General features: G+C 71.4%; 21 protein-coding genes. 10 read left to right on the top strand and 11 right to left on the bottom strand.

The window, feature by feature from the left end:
• From shc to hpnC, 5 genes are read right to left on the bottom strand one after another with little or no spacing between them, the layout of a single operon-like run.
• On the bottom strand, window positions 1-1902 hold the full coding sequence (shc, locus tag AB0I53_RS24190; RefSeq protein WP_358607094.1) for a squalene--hopene cyclase: 1902 nt from the start codon (window positions 1900-1902) through the stop codon (window positions 1-3).
• Window positions 1903-1910: 8 nt separating this feature from the next.
• A complete protein-coding gene (locus tag AB0I53_RS24195) occupies window positions 1911-2912 on the bottom strand; it encodes a polyprenyl synthetase family protein (RefSeq protein WP_358607031.1) in 1002 nt (333 codons plus the stop codon).
• Window positions 2909-4270, bottom strand: a complete 1362-nt coding sequence (gene hpnE, locus AB0I53_RS24200) for a hydroxysqualene dehydroxylase HpnE (RefSeq protein ID WP_358607034.1) — start codon at window positions 4268-4270, stop codon at window positions 2909-2911. The genes AB0I53_RS24195 and hpnE overlap by 4 nt, the downstream gene beginning before the upstream one ends.
• Window positions 4267-5130 carry a presqualene diphosphate synthase HpnD gene (gene hpnD / locus AB0I53_RS24205; RefSeq protein WP_358607037.1) on the bottom strand — a complete coding sequence of 288 codons (864 nt, stop codon included), beginning with the start codon at window positions 5128-5130 and terminating at the stop codon, window positions 4267-4269. Before hpnD ends, hpnE begins: the two co-directional genes overlap by 4 nt.
• Window positions 5127-6035, bottom strand: coding sequence for a squalene synthase HpnC (gene hpnC / locus AB0I53_RS24210; RefSeq protein ID WP_358607040.1), 909 nt, complete (start codon window positions 6033-6035; stop codon window positions 5127-5129). The genes hpnD and hpnC overlap by 4 nt, the downstream gene beginning before the upstream one ends.
• Window positions 6036-6434: 399 nt before the next feature.
• On the opposite strand from hpnC, the gene AB0I53_RS24215 reads away from it, so the two are divergent.
• From AB0I53_RS24215 to AB0I53_RS24255, 9 genes are all read left to right on the top strand, one after another.
• The gene (locus tag AB0I53_RS24215; RefSeq protein ID WP_358607043.1) at window positions 6435-7244 is read left to right on the top strand and encodes an ABC transporter permease; all 810 of its coding nucleotides are present in this window, start codon (window positions 6435-6437) and stop codon (window positions 7242-7244) included.
• A gap of 32 nt (window positions 7245-7276) precedes the next feature.
• Window positions 7277-8068, top strand: a complete 792-nt coding sequence (locus AB0I53_RS24220) for an ABC transporter permease (protein ID WP_358607096.1) — start codon at window positions 7277-7279, stop codon at window positions 8066-8068.
• Between the two features lie 2 nt (window positions 8069-8070).
• A complete protein-coding gene (locus tag AB0I53_RS24225) occupies window positions 8071-9279 on the top strand; it encodes an MCE family protein (RefSeq protein ID WP_358607046.1) in 1209 nt (402 codons plus the stop codon).
• Window positions 9276-10211 (top strand): MCE family protein, encoded by a 936-nt coding sequence (locus AB0I53_RS24230; RefSeq protein ID WP_358607049.1) that lies wholly within the window; start codon window positions 9276-9278, stop codon window positions 10209-10211. The genes AB0I53_RS24225 and AB0I53_RS24230 overlap by 4 nt, the downstream gene beginning before the upstream one ends.
• A gap of 61 nt (window positions 10212-10272) precedes the next feature.
• Window positions 10273-11250, top strand: coding sequence for an MCE family protein (locus AB0I53_RS24235; protein WP_358607052.1), 978 nt, complete (start codon window positions 10273-10275; stop codon window positions 11248-11250).
• Entirely contained in the window at window positions 11247-12320 is a 1074-nt protein-coding gene (locus AB0I53_RS24240; protein ID WP_358607055.1) for an MCE family protein, read from the top strand. The genes AB0I53_RS24235 and AB0I53_RS24240 overlap by 4 nt, the downstream gene beginning before the upstream one ends.
• On the top strand, window positions 12317-13342 hold the full coding sequence (locus AB0I53_RS24245; protein WP_358607058.1) for an MCE family protein: 1026 nt from the start codon (window positions 12317-12319) through the stop codon (window positions 13340-13342). Before AB0I53_RS24240 ends, AB0I53_RS24245 begins: the two co-directional genes overlap by 4 nt.
• Window positions 13339-14457, top strand: a complete 1119-nt coding sequence (locus AB0I53_RS24250; RefSeq protein WP_358607061.1) for an MlaD family protein — start codon at window positions 13339-13341, stop codon at window positions 14455-14457. The genes AB0I53_RS24245 and AB0I53_RS24250 overlap by 4 nt, the downstream gene beginning before the upstream one ends.
• The gene (locus AB0I53_RS24255) at window positions 14457-14978 is read left to right on the top strand and encodes a hypothetical protein (RefSeq protein WP_358607064.1); all 522 of its coding nucleotides are present in this window, start codon (window positions 14457-14459) and stop codon (window positions 14976-14978) included. Before AB0I53_RS24250 ends, AB0I53_RS24255 begins: the two co-directional genes overlap by 1 nt.
• Here the strand turns inward: AB0I53_RS24255 and AB0I53_RS24260 are convergent.
• From AB0I53_RS24260 to AB0I53_RS24270, 3 genes are all read right to left on the bottom strand, one after another.
• On the bottom strand, window positions 14975-15586 hold the full coding sequence (locus AB0I53_RS24260; RefSeq protein ID WP_358607067.1) for a TetR/AcrR family transcriptional regulator: 612 nt from the start codon (window positions 15584-15586) through the stop codon (window positions 14975-14977). The genes AB0I53_RS24255 and AB0I53_RS24260 overlap by 4 nt on opposite strands.
• A complete protein-coding gene (locus tag AB0I53_RS24265; protein ID WP_358607070.1) occupies window positions 15583-16473 on the bottom strand; it encodes an oxygenase MpaB family protein in 891 nt (296 codons plus the stop codon). Before AB0I53_RS24265 ends, AB0I53_RS24260 begins: the two co-directional genes overlap by 4 nt.
• A 98-nt stretch (window positions 16474-16571) precedes the next feature.
• The gene (locus tag AB0I53_RS24270; protein ID WP_358607073.1) at window positions 16572-17780 is read right to left on the bottom strand and encodes a dipeptidase; all 1209 of its coding nucleotides are present in this window, start codon (window positions 17778-17780) and stop codon (window positions 16572-16574) included.
• Window positions 17781-17845: 65 nt separating this feature from the next.
• Between AB0I53_RS24270 and AB0I53_RS24275 the strand changes: the two genes are divergently transcribed.
• Window positions 17846-18169 (top strand): hypothetical protein, encoded by a 324-nt coding sequence (locus AB0I53_RS24275; RefSeq protein ID WP_358607076.1) that lies wholly within the window; start codon window positions 17846-17848, stop codon window positions 18167-18169.
• 9 nt (window positions 18170-18178) lie between these two features.
• Here AB0I53_RS24275 and AB0I53_RS24280 read toward each other — a convergent pair whose 3' ends face one another.
• From AB0I53_RS24280 to AB0I53_RS24290, 3 genes are all read right to left on the bottom strand, one after another.
• Window positions 18179-19147, bottom strand: a complete 969-nt coding sequence (locus AB0I53_RS24280) for an alpha/beta fold hydrolase (protein WP_358607079.1) — start codon at window positions 19145-19147, stop codon at window positions 18179-18181.
• Window positions 19148-19222: 75 nt separating this feature from the next.
• Complete coding sequence (locus tag AB0I53_RS24285) at window positions 19223-20230, bottom strand: Lrp/AsnC family transcriptional regulator (RefSeq protein WP_358607082.1); 1008 nt, start codon at window positions 20228-20230, stop codon at window positions 19223-19225.
• A 6-nt stretch (window positions 20231-20236) separates the two neighbouring features.
• Window positions 20237-20917, bottom strand: a complete 681-nt coding sequence (locus tag AB0I53_RS24290; RefSeq protein ID WP_358607085.1) for a FadR/GntR family transcriptional regulator — start codon at window positions 20915-20917, stop codon at window positions 20237-20239.
• Between the last annotated feature and the right edge of the window lie 298 nt (window positions 20918-21215).

Below are 21215 nucleotides of genomic sequence, written 5' to 3' on the forward strand. Positions count from 1 at the left end.
TCAACCCCCGGCGCACTGGTACCGCCCGAGCGCGGTGAGCGGGAAGATCACCCGGTACAGGTGGTAGTTGATGTAGAAGTCGCCGGGGAACCCGGTGCCGGTGAACTGCGGCTCGTCCCAGCCGCCGTCCACGCGCTGGGTGCGCGCGAGGTACTGCACGCCGCGGTGCACCGCATCGGTGTCGTGCCGCCCCACCGCCAGCAGCGCCAGCAGCGCCCACCCGGTCTGCGACGCCGTGGAATCGCCCCGGCCGATCCACGCCGGATCGTCGTAGGAGCGCAGGTCCTCGCCCCAGCCGCCGTCGGCGTTCTGGTGGTCTTCCAGCCATCGCACCGCCCGCCGCAGCGCCCGGTCGCCGAGTTCGAGCCCGGCCCGCACCAGCGCCGGAACCACAGCGCCGGTGCCGTAGACGTGGTTGGCGCCCCAGCGCCCGAACCAGGAGCCGTCCGACTCCTGGTTGTCCAGCAGCCACCGCACGCCCCGCCGCAGCACGTCGTCGTCGTGGCCCAGCACGGCAAGCGCCTCCACCACGTGCGCCGTCACGTCGGCCGACGGCGGGTCGATGACCTCGCCGAAGTCGCAGAACGGCAGCTTGCGCACCAGCTCGCGGGTGTTGTCGGCGTCGAAGGCGCCCCAGCCGCCGTCGGCGGACTGCATGCCGCGCAACCAGCGGACGCCGCGCTGCATCGCGCCGCGAACCGCCGCCCGGTCCGGGTGGTCGACCCGGTTCAGCGCGAGCAGCACTTCGGCGGTGTCGTCGATGTCCGGGTAGCCGTCGTTGTCGAACTCGAACGCCCAGCCGCCGCCGGGCGGCAGGTCCGGGCGGCGCACCGACCAGTCGCCCTTGACCCGGATCTCCTCGGCCAGCAGGAAGTCCGTCGCCCGGCGCATCGACGGATGGTCGCCGGGCACTCCCGCGTCGTGCAGGGCCTGCATGCCGAGCACGGTGTCCCACACCGGGGACTGGCACGCCTCGAGCCGCCGAACCGGACCGGCCGGGGTCTGCTCGCGGACCAGGAAACCGTCCAGCCCGGCCAAGCCGTGCCGCAGCACCGGGTGGTCCAGCGGGTAGCCGAGCAGGTGCAGCGCCAGCAGCGAGTACACCCACGGCGGCTGGATGCCGCCCCAGGAACCGTCGGCCTCCTGCCGGGCCACGATCCACTCCGCCGCGCGCAGCATCGCGTGCTTGCGCAGCGCCTTGACCGGCCTCCGGCGGTAGCGGTGCAGAATCCGGTCCAGGGAGTGGAAAGCGTACTTCCAAGACCACTGTGGACGGACCCGTTCGGCGGGCCGGCCGGTGCGCAGTTCGCGAACGGTGATACCGAGATCCCGGCGTGGCCGCAGCGCGCACACCACGGTCAGCGGGACCACGGTCTGCCGCGCCCAGCATCCCCAGTCCGCCACGTTCAGCGGGAACCACTTGGGCAGCAGCACGAGTTCCGGCGGCATCTCGGGCAGTTCGTCCCAGGACCATTCGCCGAACAGCGCCAGCCAGATCCGGGTGAACACCCGGGTCGCTTCCAGCCCGCCCCGCGACAGGATCCAGCCGCGCGCCGCCACCATGTGGTCGGCGGCCACGTCGTCACCGGCGAGTTTGAGGGCGGTGTAGGCCTCCACCGTGGTGGACAGGTCGCCGGGGCCGCCGTAGAAGTTCGCCCAGGTGCCGTCCGGGCGCTGCTGCGAGCGGATCCAGCGGGCGGCCTGCTCTGTCTCGCCGGCGGTGCGGATGCCGAGGAACTGCCGCAGCAGCAGGTCCTCGACGTCCATCGTCACGTTGGTCTCCAGCTCGCCCTTCCACCAGCCGTCGGGGTGCTGCAGCGAAAGCAGGTGGTCGCGGGCGGCGGCCATCGCGGTCCGGGCGTCGACCTCCGCGGCGGGAACCGCGCGGGCGGCCTGCTGCAACTGATCGGTCAAAGCTTCCTCCGCACGATGAATTCGGCCAGCTCGGTCAGGGATTCGGTCGCGTTGCGCTGCCCGCCGGGCAGCCGCTCGTAGGCGGCGGCCAGCCGCCGCTCGCACTCCTGGCGGGTCCACTCCGCCGAACCGGCCCGCTGCACCATTTCGGCGGCCTCATGCAGCTGGTCCTCGGTGAGCGGTTCGGCCTGCGCGTACAGCCGCTGCAGGCGGTCACCGGCCGCGGTCCCGGAGCTCAGCGCGTGCACGACCGGCACCGACTTCTTGCGGGTGCGCAGGTCGGACAGCACCGGCTTGCCGGTGACCTCGGGGTCTCCCCACAGGCCGAGGAGGTCGTCGACGAGTTGGAAGGCCATCCCGAGCTCGGTGCCGAAGGCATGCAGCCGGGCCACGGTTTCCCGAGGCGCGCCAACGAAAAGCGCGCCGATGGAGGACGCACAGGCGAGCAGCGCGGCCGTCTTGTCGTGCGCCATCCGCAGGCATTCGTCGAGCCCCACCACTGCACGGCGCTCGAAGTCCAGGTCAGCGGCCTGGCCGGCGATCAGGACGCGGGTCGCGGCGGACAGCGACCGGGCCGCTGCCGCCGCATGCCGCGACGGAGACTCCAGCAGGATCTCGGTGGACAGCGTGAGGAGCGCGTCGCCGGCCAGCAGCGCCGCCGGCTTCCCGAAGACGGTCCAGGCGGTCGGCCGGTGGCGGCGGGAGGTGTCGCCGTCCATCACGTCGTCGTGCAGCAGGGAGAAGTTGTGCACGAGCTCCACCGCGGCCGCCGCCGCGACCGGATCCTCCGCAGCGACGCTGTGCGCGGACAGCAGCACCATCGCCGGTCGCAGGGCTTTGCCACCACCGCCGTCCGGGGAGCCGTCGGCATCGCTCCAACCGAAGTGGTACTCGCACACCCGGCGGGTGTCCGGGTCGAGCCGGCCCACCGCGCCGCGCAGCGCCGGATCCACCGCTGCCCTGGCCGTGTACAGGGCTGGTGGCAGGACGGTCGTCATGCGGTCACCTCCACGCCGCGTTGCGATCGCTGGTCCAGATCCACTACCTCGGCGGCGCGCGCGCCGCTGCGCACCGCTCCCTCCGTCGTGTCGGGCCACCCGGTGGCCGTCCACGCACCGGCGAGCACCAGGCCGGGCACCGGCGTGCGGGCCGGCGGCCGGATCGCGGCGGTGCCGGGCGCCTGCCGGAAGGTCGCGCTGGGTTCGCGGGTGATGAAGAAGTCGAGGACCCGCGCGTCGCGGGCGCGCGGGAAGACCTGCCGCAGCGCGGGGACGAACAGGTCGTGGAGGTCATCCGTGCGGGCGTGGATGTGCTCCTGCGCGGCGGACAACGAGATGGCCAGGTACTGCCCGCGCGGCGCGCCCGAGATGGCCGTCCGGTCAAAGACCCACTGCAGCGGCGAATCCAGCACCGCGGCCATCTCCAGCCCGGTGACGCGCCGGTCGTAGAGCACGTGCACGTTGACGATCGGCGCCGCCGACAACCGCTCCCACGCCGCCACGCCCGGCACCGGCAGGTCCGCCACGAGCGGCGCCGCCGCGCGGTGCGGCACGGCGACGACGACCGAGTCCGCGGTCAGCACCGAGTCACCGGTGTTCTCCCGCACCGGGACCCGGAATCCCGTGCCCGAGCGGTGGATCGCCCGCGCCTTGCAGCGGACCCGGACTTCGACGCCCGCCGCCAGCAGCGCGCGATGCGCTGCCTCGCCGTGCAATTGCCCAAGCGGCACTTGCGGAATCGCGATGTCGGCGCTGTCGGTGGAATCCAGCACGCCGGTGCGGAAGACCTTCGTCGCCAAGGCCATCGACGCGTCTTCGGGCTCGGCGTTGAGCGCCGCCACCGCCAGCAGCCCCCACAGCGCATCGACGGCGCGCGGGGACTCGCCGCGCTGCCGCAACCACTGCCCGAGGCTGATGTCGTCCAGCGCGGGATCGCCCGGGTCGAGCCGCCGCAGCGCCAGCGCGGTTCGCGCCACCCGCGCGCGTTCCGCCGCCGTCAGCATCCGGTATCCCAGCAGCGACGGCGCCAGGTGCGCCGGGGCCGGGAGGTCCCAGCGGCGCAGCACCGAAGCGCGGCCAATGGGGCTCAGGACCGGGACGCGGAACCGGGGTTGCATGCTGATCGAGTCGGCCACGCCGAGCCGCCGCAGCAGGCCGAGATAGGCCGTGTAGCAGCGCAGGAACACATGCTGCCCGGTGTCGACCACGAGTTCGCCGCGCGCGAAGGAGTAGGTCGCGCCGCCCAGCCGCGACCGCGCCTCCAGCAGTTCGACCTCGAAGCCCTGTTCGGCGCAGCGCAGCGCCGCCGTCACACCGGCCAGACCGCCGCCGACCACCACCACTCGCCCCCGGTTCACGGCGCCATCCCCGCCAGCGACCGCGCCGCGACGCCCGCCTTCCGCCAGCCGGACAGCGAGGTCCGGTGCTCCAGCGCGGCGCGCGGGTCGGCGGCGATGCGCGCGAGCAGTTCGTGGTAGATGCCGGCCATCGACGCGCAGCACGCCCGGCTGCGCCGATCGAGCATGGGCAGCAGCCGGAGCCCTTCGGCGTACCACTGCTCGGCGCGGGCGGCCTGGAAGCGGATCAGCCCGTCCCACCGCTGCGGGTCCTCGACGGCGCCGTTGCCCGACTCCAGCCGGACGCCGAACCGCGCCAGGTCGTCGGCGGGCAGGTAGACCCGGCCGGACAGCTGGTCCTCGCGAACGTCGCGCAGGATGTTGGTCAGTTGCAGCGCGACGCCGAGCGCGTCCGCGCGCGCCTCGGCGGTGGCTGGGTCGATGGTGCCGAACACGCCCAGCGACATCCGCCCGATCGAGCCCGCCACGCACCGGCAGTAGTGCAGCAGCTCCTCGAAGGTGCCGTACCGCACGCCGCGGACGTCGGCCTCGCAACCGTCGATGAGCTCGTCGAAGGCCGCCAACGGCACCGGCAGGCGCGCGGCGGAGTCGGCGAGCGCCACCAGCACCGGGTCTGCGGCGTCGATGCTCGCCGCGTGGACCGCCCTGCGTGCCTGCTTGAGCCGCCGCAGCTTCTCCTCCCGCGGCAGGTCGCCGTCGCCGATGTCGTCGATGCGGCGGGCGAAAGCGTAGACCGCCGACAGCGCCCGCCGCTTCGGGCCGGGCAGCAGCCGGATCCCGTAGGAGAAGTTGCGCGCCTGTTCCCTGGTGATCCGCTCGCACTCCAGGTAGGCGTCCCGAATCCGGGCCCAATCGGTCACCAAGAGCCTCCCAACACGTACAACCGCCCCCATTCGGCGAAGGTGCGCCGCCGGCCCGGCCGCACGTCCACGCGCAGCGGATCGTGCTTCGCCCCGGCGAAGGCGGCCGCGGTGGCGCGCCCGCCCGCGACGTAGCCGGCGACCGCCACCCGGGCCATCCCGGACAGCTCGCCGACCAGCGGCGCGCCCGCGTCGAGCATCCGGCGCGCGCGGTCCACCTCGTACCTGATCAGCCCGCACAGCCGAGTCGAGGCGCGGTCGGCGACCAGATCCGGTTCCTGGCAGCCGAAGCGCCGCATGTCCTCGGTCGGCAGGTACACCCGGTCCTGCCGGTAGTCCTCGGCGATGTCCTGGCAGTGCTCCAGGATCTGCAACGCGCTGCACACCCGGTCCGACAACGTGATCAGCGCGGGCTCGGCGCGCCCGAAGACGTGCAGCACCGCTTCGCCCACCGGATTCGCGGACAGCGCGCAGTAGTCGAGCAGGTCGGTGAAGGTGCGGTAGCGCCGCACCCGCTGGTCCTGCCGGTTGGCGTCGATCAACTTGACCAGCACGTCGTACGGGATGGCACACTCGGCAACCGTGGGCGTCAGCGCACGCAGCATCGGGATCCGGGCCGTTGCGTGGTAGGCGCGCTTGAGATCGACTTCGAGGAAGTCGAGCAGCGCGACGCGGTTGCCCGGAGCCTCGTCCCCGGCGTAGTCGACCAGCCGGAAGAAGCCGTACAGCGCGTGCAGGTGTCGCCGCAGCCCGCGCGGCAGGATCCGGGAGGCGACCGGGAAGTTCTCCGACCGCATCCGGGCGAGCACCGCGGCGCTGCGCGGAAAATCACCCGAACGTGGCATCCCGTCCGCGTGTTCGGATTCCCCGCCGGTCACCGCGCTATCAGGCAGCGACAAGACCATCGACCCTCCCCCTAACCGCCGACGCAGGAGGCGCAAACGGCATCGTATGAGCACCTCAGCGGCACCGCAGGGCGAGCAACGCGATACCCGTTTTTCCATGATTCGTAACGGTGTTCGACGCTCGACGACATCATTCCACTTAGGACACAAGATCGCCGGACGCCGGCACGATCGAGTCATTTTAGTCCACAGTGGACACTATGGATCGGGCCCACCGTCGATCATGCTCGCGCGGGGCGGTTCGGCGCTTACCGGCAATCGGGTGGCGGGCATTGACATCGGGGCGACGACCCAAGAGCGTTGATCGCATTCTCCGAGTCCGCCTGGCAGCACGCGTAACGACGAAGCCGCACGCTCGTTCAATGTCCTGAACCACCCCCTACGGGGAGGGAGCGCGGGATGTACCGGGGGTTGCCCACCGTCCGAGGCCCGATCAGCGACGCTCTGCTGCAGGCCGGCTTGCTGCTCGACTTCGCCGTGCGCACCGCGGCGGCGGCCTTCCGGTCGGTGCGCCGGGCCAGGTTCAGCTGGACGGAATTCCTGCAGCAGGCCTGGTTCCTGGCCGCCGTCACCACGCTGCCCGCGCTGCTGGTGACCATCCCGCTGGGCGTGGTGGTCGCGCTGAACGTCGGTTCGCTGGCCGGGCAGCTCGGCGCGCAGGGCTACGGCGGGGCGGTGGTGGCGTTCGTGATCGTCGGCCAGGCCGCCCCGCTGATCTGCGCCCTGATGATCTCCGGCGTCGGCGGTTCGGCGATGTGCGCCGACCTGGGTGCCCGCAAGATCCGCGACGAGGTCGACGCCCTGGAGGTCATGGCGCTGCCGGTCATCGAGCGCCTGGTGGTGCCGCGCGTAGTGGCCGCGGCCGTGGTCAACGCGCTGCTGGCATGCATCGTGCTGCTCGTCGGGATCGCCACCACGTTCCTGTTCCAGGTGTGGGTGCTCGGCGACGCGCCGGGCGCGTTCCTGCGCACGCTGACGCAGTTCTCCCGGGTGCCGGACTTCGTCGTCGCGCTGCTGAAGGCCGCCGTGTTCGCGGTGCTCACCGCGCTGGTGTCCTGCTTCAAGGGGCTGACCGCCAAAGGCGGGCCGGGCGGCGTCGGCACGGCGGTCAACGAGGCCGTGGTGATCTCGTTCATCCTGGTGTTCGTCGCGAACACGGTGATCACCGAGCTGTACCCGGTGCTCGTCCCCGCCAAGGGGGAGTACTGATGGCGCCGCCCCGGCTGAGCTCCATTGTGGACATGCTCGCCGCGGTGGGGCTGCACTTCACCTGCTACCTCCGGGCGATCGCGGCGATTCCGCACGTGCTGAGGCGGTACCGGCGCGACGTGGCGCGGCTGGTCGGCGAGATCAGCCTGGGTTCGGCGTCGCTGCTGGCCGGCGGCGGCACCATCGGCGTGGTGTTCGCGATGTCGTTCGTCTCCAGCACCCAGGTGGGCCTGGAGGGGCACCGCGGTCTGGACCTGCTCGGCCTGTCGCCGATGACCGGACTGGCGGCGGCGCTGGTGAACACCCGTGAGATCGCCCCGCTGGTGGCCAGCATCGCGCTCGCCGCGAAGGTCGGCACCGGGTTCACCGCGCAGCTCGGCGCGATGCGCATCGCCGAGGAGATCGACGCGCTGGAGGCGATGTCGGTGCGGTCGCTGCCGTACCTGGTGAGCACCCGGATGGTGGCGGCGTTCCTGTCGGTGATTCCGCTGTACTTGGTGGGATTGTTCGCCTCCTACCTGGCCACCGGGGTCGCGGTCGTGTCCATCAACGGCGTTTCCGAAGGCACCTACAACTACTACTTCCGGCTCGTCCTGACGCCGGAGGACGTGCTGTTCTCGCTGCTCAAAGCGGTGGCGTTCGCGATCGTCGTGACGCTGGTGCACTGCGCGTACGGCTACTACGCCGCCGGCGGCCCGGAGGGCGTCGGGAAGGCCGCCGGGCGTGCGCTGCGCACCAGCATCGTCGCCATCACCGTCGCCGACGTGCTGCTGAGCATCGCGTTCTGGGGACTGCGCCCGACGCTGCCGGCACTGGGGATATAGCCGTGGCAGGGCCGCGACGATCAGCAACGCGACGCCGCAACGCGCTGGCCGTTCGCGGATTCGTCGCGCTGCTCGCGCTATTCATCGCCGCGACCGCGACGGTGCTCGGCGGCGCCGGGCTGTTTCGGTCGAACCCGGAGGTCACGACGGTGCTGCCCGCTGCCGCCGGGCTGATCCGGCCGGAAACCCCGGTGCAGTACCGCGGTGTCCGGGTGGGGCGGCTCGCCGGCGTCGATCCCGGCATCAGCGGTTCACGGCTGACGCTGCGGCTGGATCCCGACGAACTGCCCGCCATCCCGGGCGATGTCCGGGTGCGGCTGATGCCGCGCACCGTCTTCGGCGACCAGTACCTGGACCTCGTCGTCCCCGAGGCGCCCAACGGCACCGTGCTGGCGGCCGGTGCGGAGGTCCCGGCGGACGAGTCCCGCCCGACGATGCAGCTCTACGACGCCTACACCCGCCTCTACGAGCTGGTCGACTCCCTGCAACCGGCGCGGCTCCAGGTCGCGTTAGCGGCGCTCGCCGACGCCCTGCGCGGCAGAGGCGAGCAGCTCGGCGGCGTGCTCGACGACGCGGCGCAGCTGACGGCCGGCCCGCCGTTCGACACCCTCGGCGAAGACGTGGGCGCGATCTCCGCGCTCGGCGCGGACATCGCCGCCGCGACACCGGATGCGGTGCGGGCGTTGGACAACGCGGTCGCGTTGTCGGGCACGATCGTGCAGCGCAAGCAGGCGATCGGCGATCTGCTCGGCGCGGGGCTCGCGTTCACCGACCGGTCGCAGCGGTTCGTCGACGAGAACGCGCAGCGCATCATCCGCATCGTGCGCGCCACCGACCCGATCGCCGAGGTCGTCGGCCGGTATCCGGACGCGGTGCGCGACGGAGTCGGCGGCCTGGACGCGTTCCTCGACGGCGCGAATCGCGCCTTCGCCACCGGATTCTTGAAGATCCGCATGTCCGGCACCCTGGACCGCCCCTACCCGTACTCGCCCGCGGACTGCCCTCGCTACCCCGGGCTGGCCGGGCCGAACTGCGGCGCGGATCAGGCCCGCGGGCCGATCGGGCCGGTGGGCGGTCCGCAGGAGCTCGACGCGATGCGGCAGCTGGCGCCGCTGCTGCCCGTCCCGCCCGCGGCGGTGTCGCCGTCGCCCGACGTGCTGGGCCTGCTGCTGGGCCCGGTGGTGCGCGGATCGGAGGTGGTCACGCCGTGAAATCAGCTCGCTCCGCCCTGATCCGGCTCGCCGCTTTCGTCACCGTGTCGGTTTTCTCGGGCGTGGTCGTGGTGAACACCCTGACCGATCCGATGACCGGGCCGTCGGTGACCTACCACGCGGTGTTCACCGACGTGACCGGGCTGCAGCCGGGCAGCGCCGTGACCGTCGTCGGTGTGCGGGTCGGCGAGGTCGCCGAGGTCACCGCCCGCGACGGGCTCGCGCAGGTGTCCTTCGACGTGGCCGCCGAACAGCGGATTCCCGCCTCGGGCCTGGCCATCGTCCGCTACGCGGACCTCACCGGCGCCCGCGCGCTCTCGCTCACCCCGGGCCAGGGCGGGCCGCCGCTGCCGGCCGGCGCGACGATCCCGGTCGAGCGCACCCGCCCGGCGCTGGATCTCACCGCGCTGTTCAACGGGTTCAAGCCACTGTTCGAGGCCCTGGAGCCGGGGCAGGTCAACCAGCTGGCGGCCGAGATCGTCGCGGTCTTCCAGGGCGAAGGTGCCACCGTCAACGCGCTGCTGTCGCGCATCGTCTCGCTGACCGCCACGCTCGTCGGCCGCGACGAGCTGATCGGCGAGGTCATCGACAACCTCAACGCCGTGCTGGGCACCATGAACCAGCGGCGCGACGAGCTGCGCGGCCTCGTCGACGGGCTGGCCCGGCTGGCGTCTGAAACCGCCGCCAGCCGCGAGCAGATCGCGGCGGCCATCGACAGCGGTTCGGCGGTGGCCGGCTCGCTGGCGGAGCTGCTCGGCGACCTCGGGCCCGGCCTGTCGCGCGATGTGCGTTCGGTGCGGGAGATCAGCGCGATGCTGGTGCGCAACCAGCACAGATCGACGGCGCCGTGCAGGAGATGCCCGCGTTCCTCGGCACCCTCAACCGCGCCACCAGCTACGGGTCGTGGGCGAACGTCTACCTCTGCAACCTGAGCGTCTACGTGGCCGGTGATCCCGTCGAGCTCGGCGCGGGCCCGCACACGGAGGTGTGCCGATGAGGAAGGTGCTGGTCAACGGCGCGATCGGCGCGGTCGTGGTGCTGCTCCTGCTGGCCGGTTCGGTGGCCGTGCCGCGCGTGCTGTTCCTGTTGCGCACCAACGAATACCACGCCGAGTTCGGCAACGCCGCCGGGCTCTCGGTGGGCACGCAGGTCATGGTCGCCGGGGTGCCCGCGGGCCGGGTGACCGAGGTGGCGCTGGCCGGGGACCGGGTGCGCGTCTCGTTCCGGCTCGACGACGCGCACGCCCTGGGCCGCGACACCCGCGCCGCGATCAAACTGCGCACCGTGCTCGGAACCCGTTACCTGAGCGTGGATTCCGCCGGTCCCGGCCGGCTCTCGCCCGGCGACACCATCGCGCTCTCACACACCTCGGTGCCCTACAGCCTCGACGAGCTCCAGTCGGCCGCGAAGTCCACCGCCGAAGGCCTGGACCTCCCGCAGTTGCGCGCCGTGATCGACACCCTCGACGAGGTGTCGCCGGACGATCCGCGGCTGCTCAGCGACGCGCTCGGCGGCATCGCGGCGGCCTCGGCGATCGTCGGAGAACGCGGCGCACAGGTGCAGGAACTGCTGCGCGGCACGCAAATGCTGACCACGACGCTGGTCGAGCAGCAGGACACGCTGGTCGCGTTGCTCGGCGACGCGCAACTGATCGTCGACACGCTGCAGCAGCGCCGAACCGTGATCCGCCAGCTCATCACCGACGTGCACACGATCACCGACCAGTTGGACCGGCTGTTCCGCGAGAACCGGGACGTCCTCGATCCGCTGCTGGCGGACCTGCACTCGCTGACCGACTCGCTGGCGCGCAACGACCAGGCCATCGACGAGAGCCTGCGCCGCCTCGGCCCGGCCAGCCGCTACCTCACCAACGCCACCGGCAACGGCCCGTGGGGCGAGGTCACGGCGCCGCTGGGCCCGGTCCCGGACAACGTGCTGTGCGTCGCCGGGCTGTACAAGGGGTGCAGATGAGCCGGAAACCGCTGATCGCGTGCGTCGTGCTGGTCGCGCTCGTCACCGGCGGCTGGTTCGGCGTGCTGGCGCCCCGGCCCGATCTGGAAGTCTCGGCCGATTTCGCCCTCGCGGACGGCATCTTCCCCGGCAACCGCGTCGCGATCCTCGGCGTCGAGGTCGGCCGGGTCGAATCGGTGCAGCCACAGGGCGCGACGGTGCGGGTGCGGATGAGCATGCCCGCCGACATCGCGCTGCCCGCCGACGCGCAGGCCTACATCATGAGCCCGGCGATCATCAGCGACCGCTACGTCGAGCTCGGCCCCGCCTACACCGGCGGGCCTCGGCTGGCCGACGGCGCGGTGATCCCGGTGCAGCGCACCCACTCCCCCATCCGCTTCGACCAGCTGGCGAAGTCGCTGGACGCGCTGCTGGCCGCCGTCGGCCCGTCCGGCGGCGATCCCGGCGTGCTCGACCGGTTGCTGCGCAGCAGCGCGTCGGCACTGGACGGGCAGGGCCCGCAGATCCGCGATGCGATCACCAACGTCGCGCGCGCAAGCGAGATCCTGGCCGGCGGCAGCGGTGATCTCGGCGCGCTGCTGGAGAACCTGGATCGGCTCGTCCAGGTTCTCGTCCAGCACCGGGGAACAGTGGACTCGCTGGCCGCCTCGACCGCGCAGGCGGGCGCGGACTTCCAGGCGCAGCAACAGGAGATCGGCGACGCCATCGGAAAGCTCTCCAACGTGCTGGTCGCCGTCGACGGCCTGCTGAGGAGGCACGGCGAGCAGCTCGGCGGCGACGTCGGCCAACTCGCCCAGCTCGCCGGGACGCTGGCCGCCCGGCAGCAGGAGCTCGCCGAAACGCTGGACACGATGCCGCTGGCGATGGACAACTTCGACCGCGCGACCACCGAGGACGAGCGCCTCCGGCTGCGGCTGAACATCTCCGCCAACCTCAGCCAGTTCGACACCACCGCGCAGCTGTGCCGCCGGCTGCCGCTCCCGCTGTGCACCGGGGCGGGAATCACCAACCCGGTTCCGTTCCCGCCGGATATCGAACCGCTGCGCGCGGTGCTCGGAGGTGGCCGATGAACCGGTGCGCGCCCGCGATGCTCGCCGCGGTGCTCCTGACCAGCTCGTGCGGGCTGAGCCTGCAGAACCTCCCGATCGGCAACGGCGGTTCCGGATACCAGGTCACCGCGGTGTTCTCCGATGCCGGACGGCTGCCGATGGGCGGCGCGGTGCGGCTCGGGCAGGCCGTAGTGGGTCGCGTGTCGGCCATCGGCGCCGACGACTTCCGCGCCGTCGTGGCGCTCGACATCGACCAGGACGTCCGGCTGCCCGCCGGCACCACCGCGCGCCTGGAGCTCGCCTCCCCGCTGGGCGAGGAGTTCGTCATCCTGCAACCACCGTCCACATCGGATGGTGAGGCGCTCGGCGACGGGTCGGTGATCCCGATCGAGCGGACCTCCCGCGGTCCGGACGTCGAGAACGCGCTCGCCGCGGTCGCCACCCTGCTCAACGGCTCCGGCCTGGACCAGGCGCGGACCATCGTCACCGAGCTCAACACCGCGCTCGACGGCCGCGAACAGCAGACGCGGGACCTGCTGGGCCGGCTGGAGCACATCCTGACCTCGCTGGACCGGCACCGCGACGAGCTCACCGGGCTGATCGATTCGGTGCACGCCACCTCGCGGCACCTGGCGGAGAACCAGGCCGTTCTGGACGCGGCGCTGACCCAAGTCCGGCCCGCGATCGACGCGCTGCTGGCCGAACGCGAGCGGTTCACCGCGCTGCTGGACGACACCGCGTCGCTGAGCAACGCCACCGCTGCCCTGCTGGAGCAGACCGACGAGTCCCTGACCAGGCAGGTCGAGCAGTTCCGGCCGGTGCTGGCGGATCTGCAGGCCCTGGACGGCAGCATCGGCACCACGGTGCAGTCGCTGCGCCGGTTCTACGGGTTGTTCCAGCAGGCCACGCCCGGTGACTACCTGATGTTCAACGGCACGCTCGACGTGCCGGGCACCGTCGTGCAGCTGCTCGCCCCCGGCGCCCCGATGCCGCCGCCCGGCCAGGGCGGCGTGGGCTCGATCCTGCGAGAAGGCGCCCGATGAACCGCCGCCTGACGCTGGCGCAACTCGCGCTGTTCCTGGTGATCAGCATCGCCTGCACCTACTACGTGGTCGCGAACGTGGCCGGGCCGCAGGCGCTGCGCGAACCGATCCGGGTCACCATGCGGATGGCCGACAGCGCGTCGATCACGCCGACCTCCCAGGTCACCTACCGGGGCGTGGTGATCGGAACCGTCTCCGACGTGCGGCTCGACCCGGGCGGCGGCGGGGTTTCGGTGCTGCTGGCGCTGAATCCCGATGCGCGGGTTCCGGCCGACACCAGGGCGGTGGTCAGCATGGCCACGCCGCTCGCACTGCAGACCGTCGACCTGCAACCGGCCGACGAATCCGGCCCGTTCCTGCGCGACGGAAGGATCATCGAGCGAGAGCGGACCGAGCGGCCGATGCCGCTGGAAACCATGCTGGTGCACTTCACCGAGCTCAGCGAGCAGCTGCGGCCGGAGGACGTCGCGACGGTCACCGACGCCCTCGCCACCGGGCTGCAGGACGCCGGCCCGGAACTCACCCGCATCCTGGACGACTCCGCGACCCTGCTGAAGACGTTGCGGGAACGGCAGCCGCAGCTGCAAAGCGTGGTCGACGGCACGCGGACGCTCGTCGGCCCCGACGGCGCGCAGGGCGAGCGGATCCGCGACCTGGCAACGGGCCTGCGATCGCTGAGCGATCAGATCCGGGGCCACGAACCGGAAATCAACCGAATCCTGGACACCGCGCCGGGCGCCACCAGGCAGCTCGCGGACCTGTTCGCGCGCAGCGACCCGGCGGCCACCACTCTGCTGGGCAACCTGGTGACCACCAGCCAGATCGTCGCCGTCCGCGCGCCGGCGCTGGAGCAGCTGATCATCTCGCTGCCCGCCGGGCTGTCCGGGCTGGGCGGCGTGGTGCACGGCGACACCGCGGACTTCTACCTGGTCGGCACCCAGGGCCCGATCTGCGCCACGCCGCAGGAACGCCGCTCGCCCACCGACGTGACGCCCCGCGAGGCCGGGCTCGACTGGCACTGCCCCGCCGACCAGCCGAACCTCGGCCAGCGCGGCGCGGCCAACGCGCCGCGACCGGGTCCCTGGTATTCGATTCCGCTGCAAGGAGTTCGCTGATGACCGACACCGCCATCGCCACTGCCACCGATCAGGAAGCAGAGCCGCGACCGCGCCGCAAACCGCTGCTCGTGCTCGCGCTGGTGGTCGTGGTCCTGGGTGCCGTCGGCTACCTCGGCTGGCAACTGCGCCAGGAACACGCGGCCGCGCAGGCCCGTGCCGGCGCGTTGGAGGCGGCCCGGACCTACGCCACGGATCTGTCCACTTACGACTTCAACAGCCTGGACCGGAACTTCGCCGCGGTCACCGCGAACTCGCACGGCCAGTTCGCCGAGCAGTACCGGCAGATCAGCGCCGGCCTGACCGAGCTGATCAAGCAGAACCGGGCGGTCTCGCAGGGCTCGGTGCTGTCGGCCGGGATCGTCGAGTCGGATCAGGCGCGCGCCGTGGTGGCGCTGTTCGTCGACCAGCAGATCACCAACGTCAACACCCCGCAGCCGCGCATCGACCGCAACCGCATGCAGATGACCCTCGTGCAGGTCGACGACCGCTGGCTCATCGACGACATCAAGCTGCTCTAGCCGGTGACCACGGGAACCAGGTGGGCGCGGGCGAAGGCGCGGGACCGCGCGTCGTCGTCCGCCGGGATGCAGCCGGGCGGGCTGAGCAGCATCGAGTGGGCCAGCCGCACGAACACCTCCGCGGCGGGCTCGGGATCGAAGCTCCGCAGCCGACCGGCCTGCTGGTGCTCGCGCAGCTTCGCGGCGAGGTAGCCGCGGGCGACGGCCAGCACGGCACCGGAGTCCACGGTCAACGCCGGCAGCGCCGCCGCCGGTTCGAGCGTCAGCAGCCGGTTCAGCAGCGGATGCCCGCGCAGCCCGGTGACGACCGCGACGAAGCACTCCGCGAGCTGCTCGGCGGGATCCTCGATGTGGTCGATCTGCTCGTCCAGCCAGGCGAGGAAGACACGCACCTCCCGCATCAGCACGGCCGCCACGACTGCGTCCCGGTCCGGGTAGCGCCGGTACACAGTGGCGCGCCCGAGCCCGGCGCGGCGGGCGATGTCGCGCATCGTCGTCCGCTGGATGCCGACGTCCTCGAACGCCTCCCGCGCCGCGTCCAGCACCCGATCTCCGGCCGGTTCCGAGAACGGGCGCCGCAACGCACCTTCCAGTGCGTCGGGCGTCATGTGGCCACCGGGCAGGCCTGCTTCGTCTGGCGTTTGGCCTGGTAGCGGTGGAACGAGTCCGGGCCGAGGTCGGCGATCTCGTAACCGTCCGGATAGGACAGCGGATCCGGCGCCACCGGGCGGGAATCCGGCCGGGCCGGGCCCATCCGCACCAGCCCGGCGCGCGCCTTCAACGCCGCCTCGGCGGTCTTGCGGCCGACGTTCGCGACCTGCGGGAAGCCGAAGGCAGTCAGCAGGTGCGGCTCCATCAGGAACCGCGCCGCACGCGCCACGGCCGGCGAGAGCAGCTGCGGATACCAGGCGCCGAACAGCTCCAGCGTCGCGTCGGCGACCCGGCGGCCGCCCGCGTCGAACGCGAAGTGCTCGCGCTCGTAGTCGTCGAAGAGCCGCTCGAACTCCTCATAGGTCTCCGGGATGCCGAAGAGGTTCATGCCCTCGCCGAGCCGCCGCATCGTGTTGGTCAGCGCCCGCACCTCGCGCGGGTGCAGCTTCCGCCAGCCGAACTGCTCGATCCAGCGCACCGGCGTCACGACGAACGTCGACAGGGTGTAGACGTAGTCGTCGTTGCTGATCCTGAACCGGCCGTGGATGGCGTTGAGCTGTTCCAGAGCCTGCCGCCCGCGGTCGCTCTCGGTGCCCCAGTGGAAGATCTCGAACAGGATGAGCACGGTGTCGTCGTAGCGCTTCTGCGCGGCCCGGGTGAACTCGCCGGTGCGGTCGAGCAACCGGCCGATGCTGGGCACCGCATAGGTGCGGAACAGTGCGAACTCCAGGGCCTTCGTGATGTCCCAGGGGAACTCGTACTCGGCGAGCAGCCGGTAGATCTCCTCGCAGTCGCGGTCGGGATCGAGCTCCAGAATCCGCTCCAGCCGGTCGAAACGCCTCATTCGCGGTTACCTCGTCTCGGGCGGGTGTTCGACGTCCCGAAGCTATCGACCGGCGAGACAACCGGTCAACACATGTCTCACCGCCTCGCCCCAACGGTCTAACGGATGCGTTCGACGCCGTCCAGCTGCTCGATGGTCGCGATCGACGGGCGCTCGGTGCGCTGGAGGTCGCGGGCCACGGCCTCCGCGTCGCGGAGCACGCGCACGGCGTTGTGCCAGGTGAGCTTGGCGAGATCGGCCTCGGACCAGCCGCGGGTCAGCAGCTCCGCGATCAGGTTCGGGTAGCTGGCGACGTCGTCCAGGCCTTGCGGCGTGAAGGCGACGCCGTCGTAGTCGCCACCGATGCCGATGTGGTCGATGCCCGCCACCTCGCGCATGTGGTCGAGGTGATCGGCCACGGTCGCGGTGGTGGCGGCCGGCCGAGGGTTGGCGTCCTCGTAGGCCCGCAGCGCGTCTAAGGCCTCGGGTGTGGTGTCCAGCGGGTGTAAGCCCCGCTCCGCCAGGACGGCCTCGGCCTGCTTGCTCCATTCGATCGCCGCCGGGAGCACGAACTTCGGCACGAAGGTCGCCATCGCGACGCCGCCGTTGGCAGGCAGCGCGGCAAGCACGTCGTCGGGGATGTTACGCGGGTGGTCGCAGACCGCCCGGGACGAGGAGTGCGAGAAGATCACCGGGGACCGGGTGGCGCGCAGCGCGTCCCGCATGGTGTCGGGGGCGACGTGCGAGAGGTCGACCAGCATGCCCAGCCGGTTCATCTCGCGCACCACCTCGACTCCGAACCGCGTCAGGCCGTTCGCGGCCGGTTCGTCGGTGGCCGAGTCCGCCCACGGCACGTTGTCGTTGTGGGTGAGCGTGAGATAGCGGACGCCCAGTTCGTACAGCGCGCGCAGGGTGGCCAGCGAGCACGCGATGGAATGCCCGCCCTCGGCGCCCATCAGCGAGGCGATCCGGCCGTCGGCGCGGGCGGCCACCAGCTCGTCGGCGGTGTTCGCGAGCCGCAGGTGCTCCGGGTAGCGCTCGGCGAGGGCGCGCACGCAGTCGATCTGCTCGATGGTGGCGCTGACCGCCTTGTCGCCCTGGTACTCGGCCTTCACGTACACCGACCAGAACTGGCCACCGACGCCACCGGCCCGCAGCCGAGCCAGGTCGGTGTGCAGCCGCGCCGACTGGTCCTGGGAGATGTCGCAGCGGTCCAGGTCGTAGCCGACGTTCTCCCGCAGGGCCCAGGGCAAGTCGTTGTGGCCGTCGATCACCGGGTGCTCGGCGAGCAGCGCCCGGGCCCGCTCCAGCGCGGCCGTGTCGGTCATTTCCACACCTCAACCTTCCAAAAAAATCATCACACCGGGTGAACCCGTAGCGAGCATATCCGGGCTTGAGCGGCCTCGAAGGCGACGCATCGACGCTGCCTGATCGAATCGACGAATCCCGCCACGGCCCGCACCATCAAGGCATGGACCACATCCCCAGGCAGCAGGACGGCAGCGACCTGCCCAGCGTGCTCGCGGAGTACGGCCACTTGGCGGCGCAGCTGCCAGGCGCGTCGCGCCGCCGCGCCGAGGCGCTGCGCGCCCGCCTGGCGGAGCTGGACGAACTGATCGATGAGCACATCGCCCGCCTGACTCCGCCGGTGCGCGATCCCGCCGATCCCGCGGGGGAAGGTTCCGCCGTCGAGTGGCAGGAGGTTCGCGGCTCGTAGGCGGACGGATCAGAAGACCGGCGGGTTCGGCTCGCACCGCGGCTCGGGCGCGGTCGGGTCGAGGCTCTGCTTGACGTAGTCGATCGCCCGGCCCGAATAGGTCATGGACAGGTGATCGGAGGCGTCGACCGCGCAGCCGTCCTGCAACGTGATGTTGCGGACCGTCGCGCCCGGCCCGGCGGCCAGGAACGTCGACTCGTAGGGCGTGGTGACCTCGTCGTAGCGGGTCGCGATCACGTGGTAGTCGACGCCGGGCACGGTGTCGCCGGCGGCGTTGAGCTCGGCCATGAACTCCGAGCCCCGTGCCTGCTGCGTCGCGGCCTCGCCCAGCATCAGCTGCCCGAAACCCAGCAGCCGCAGGTGGTCGGCCAGCGTCGCGATGCCGCTGAGCGTGGTGCCGTGGTGCGTCGCCCCGAGCGTGACCAGGTTGCGGACCTTGTTCTCCGCGGGGTCGTCCGGATCGGCGCCGCCCTCCGCCTTCAGGTACTGGCGGGGCACGACGCCGCCCTGCGAGTGGCCCACGATGTCCACTTGGGACGAATCGGTGGCGGCGAGCACCTCGTCGACGAATTCGGCGAGCTCGGCCGCCGAGCGGCGGATGTCGCCGGTGCCCTTCACGGCCGGGTGCAGGCCGGCCCCGTTGTCGTCGGAATCGCCGTAGTCGAGCCCGAAAACGCAGTAACCGTCCCGTTTCAGCGCGGGCGCGAGTTCGGCGAAGTTGTTGTACCGGTTCTCCCAGGTGCCGTGCACGAGCACCACTGGGCGCGGGTGCAGCGAGGTCGGCAGGCAGGACCAGTCGTTGGTGCCCGGGGCGTCCACGTCCGGGTTGAGCATGGAGAACCCGATCGCGGGCGGGAAGCTGTGCAGTTCCGGGCCTTCGGGGCTGCGCTCGGCCGTGCTCACCGATGTCACGCCGAGCATCCCGGCGGCGGTCAGGGAACACAGCACCAGCATTCTGCGTCGGCGGCTGATCGTCATTGATCCTCCAGGCCATCGTCATGATCCCGGCAGATATTACTTGCCGGTAACGGCCTGATCAGCGGAATCGGCGGCCTAATCCGTTGGGCCGGCAGCAGTATTCCGGGCCTTCGCCAGCGCGGCCTGCGCCCAGGGCACCACGACGAAGCCGCGTTTGACGGTCAGCGCCTCCACGTTGGCCTGCCAGCTGCGGACTCCGTCGATGCGGCCGAGGGTGCCGGTGACGAAGCGGTAGAGGTCGACGGTGGTCGGCATGATCACCTCGCAGACCAGCGAGTGCTGGCCCAGCAGAGCGGCGACGAACCGAACGCCGCGATGCTCGGAAAGCCGCGCGGCGACCGCTTCCAGCTTCGAGGGCTCGACGGACACGAACAGCAGGACCTCGGCCTCGTACCCGAGCGCGGCGGCCGGCACGAGCGTCACGGTCTCCACGCAGCCCCGGCGGTAGAGCGCCTCGCAGCGCCGCCGCACGGTGCTCTCGTTGACGCCGAGTTGCTTGGCCAAGCTCTGGAAAGCGGCGCGACCGTTCTCGTGCAGCAGTGCGACGATCCGGCGGTCGAGTTCGTCCAGGTGCGAGTCTTCGCACAGGTGCAGCGTGCGCGGTTCGGATAGCACGCCGGCGCCGCCGATGAGCTGGCGGCTCCAGTCCTGCCCGATCTTGTAGGTGTGCAGCACGAGGTCCGCGACACTGTCCCGCACCCACGGGATGCCCTGCAGCTCCTCCACCAGCAGCGCGTGCAGCCCGGCCCCGTTCGGAACCTGGACCTCGACGATCAGGTCGTGTTCGCCGGTGAGCAACGCCAGGAACCGGACGTCTGGACGGTCCGCGAGCGCAGCGGCCGTCGCCAACTGCTGACCGGCAGCGCAGGAGACCCGCACCAGGAACAGGTCACCGTCGCCGCCTTGCTGCAGCCTGGTCAGCGCGGTGATCCGCACGATCCCGTCGGCCACCAGCTGCCGCGCGCGGCGGGCCACCGTGGTGACCGAGGTGTCCACCACGCCCGCGATGTCGGTCCAACTCGCCCGGCCGTTGACCTGTAAGGCGGCCACGATCCGGCGATCTAGGTCGTCGAGCTGCTGCACGACGGGCTACTGCTGCTCGTCGACGAAGCGCCGCGAACGCCGCTCTATGTCGGAGAAGTGCCTGGCCATTTCTTCGGCTGCCGCGTCGCGATCACCGGCGCGAATGGCGTCGACGATGCGCTGGTGCTCGTCGCCGATCTCGTCGCGCACCACCTCGGGCGGATCGATCTCGGCTTCCACGCGGTGGTAGACGGTCCAGAACAGGTCGATGAGCTGCACCGCGATCTCGTTGCCGACCGGCCGGTAAAGCGCCTGGTGAAAACGCCGGTCGGCCTCGACGACGTCCCCGCTGCGCATCTCGGCGACGCACGACTCGAGCTCGCCGATCAGCTCGTCGTCGGCGTGCCGAGGAACCTCGGAGATCAGCGCGGTTTCCAGGATCCGCCGCAGCTGGATGAAGTCGGCCAGCGTGGAGGCGTCCTGCCGAGCGGACTGCCGAGCGCGGAACAGCAGCCCGGGAAGCAGCGCGCTCACCGGCGCCTCGCCGACGAAGGTCCCGTACCCGTGCCGGATGTCCACGATGCCGAGGGTGTGCAGCGCCCGCAGCGTCTCCCGGATGGAGTTGCGACTAGCGCCGAACTGCGCCATCAGCTGCGGCTCGCTCGGCAGCGGCGCACCCGGCGGCAACCCGGACTCCAGGATCAGGTCGACGACCTTGTCCTGAAGCAACCTGCCGCCACCCGCCATCAAGCCCTCCACCGATCAAGCACCACCGACGTTGCCCGAACATCCTACGTCCGACGTCCTCACCACGACCACACCCACCTGGGCATCATGGCCCGCCCGCCGGGTCCCGTGGTGTGGGGATGAGCTCCCGGAGGTGTTCGCGGTGCCTGGTGGGTTGTGCTGTGTCGCCTGGTCTGGGTGTTCGTCTGGGGTCCATTGTGGGTGGTGGGATGAACTCGGGCCGCCCGTCACGCATGGCGATGTCCCATCTTTGGTTGTGAAGCGTGCGGTGGTGGTGTCCGCAGAGCATGACCATGTT

Origin of the sequence: Saccharopolyspora sp. NPDC050389 (assembly GCF_040655595.1) — a bacterium.
Taxonomy (GTDB): Bacteria; Actinomycetota; Actinomycetes; order Mycobacteriales; family Pseudonocardiaceae; genus Saccharopolyspora.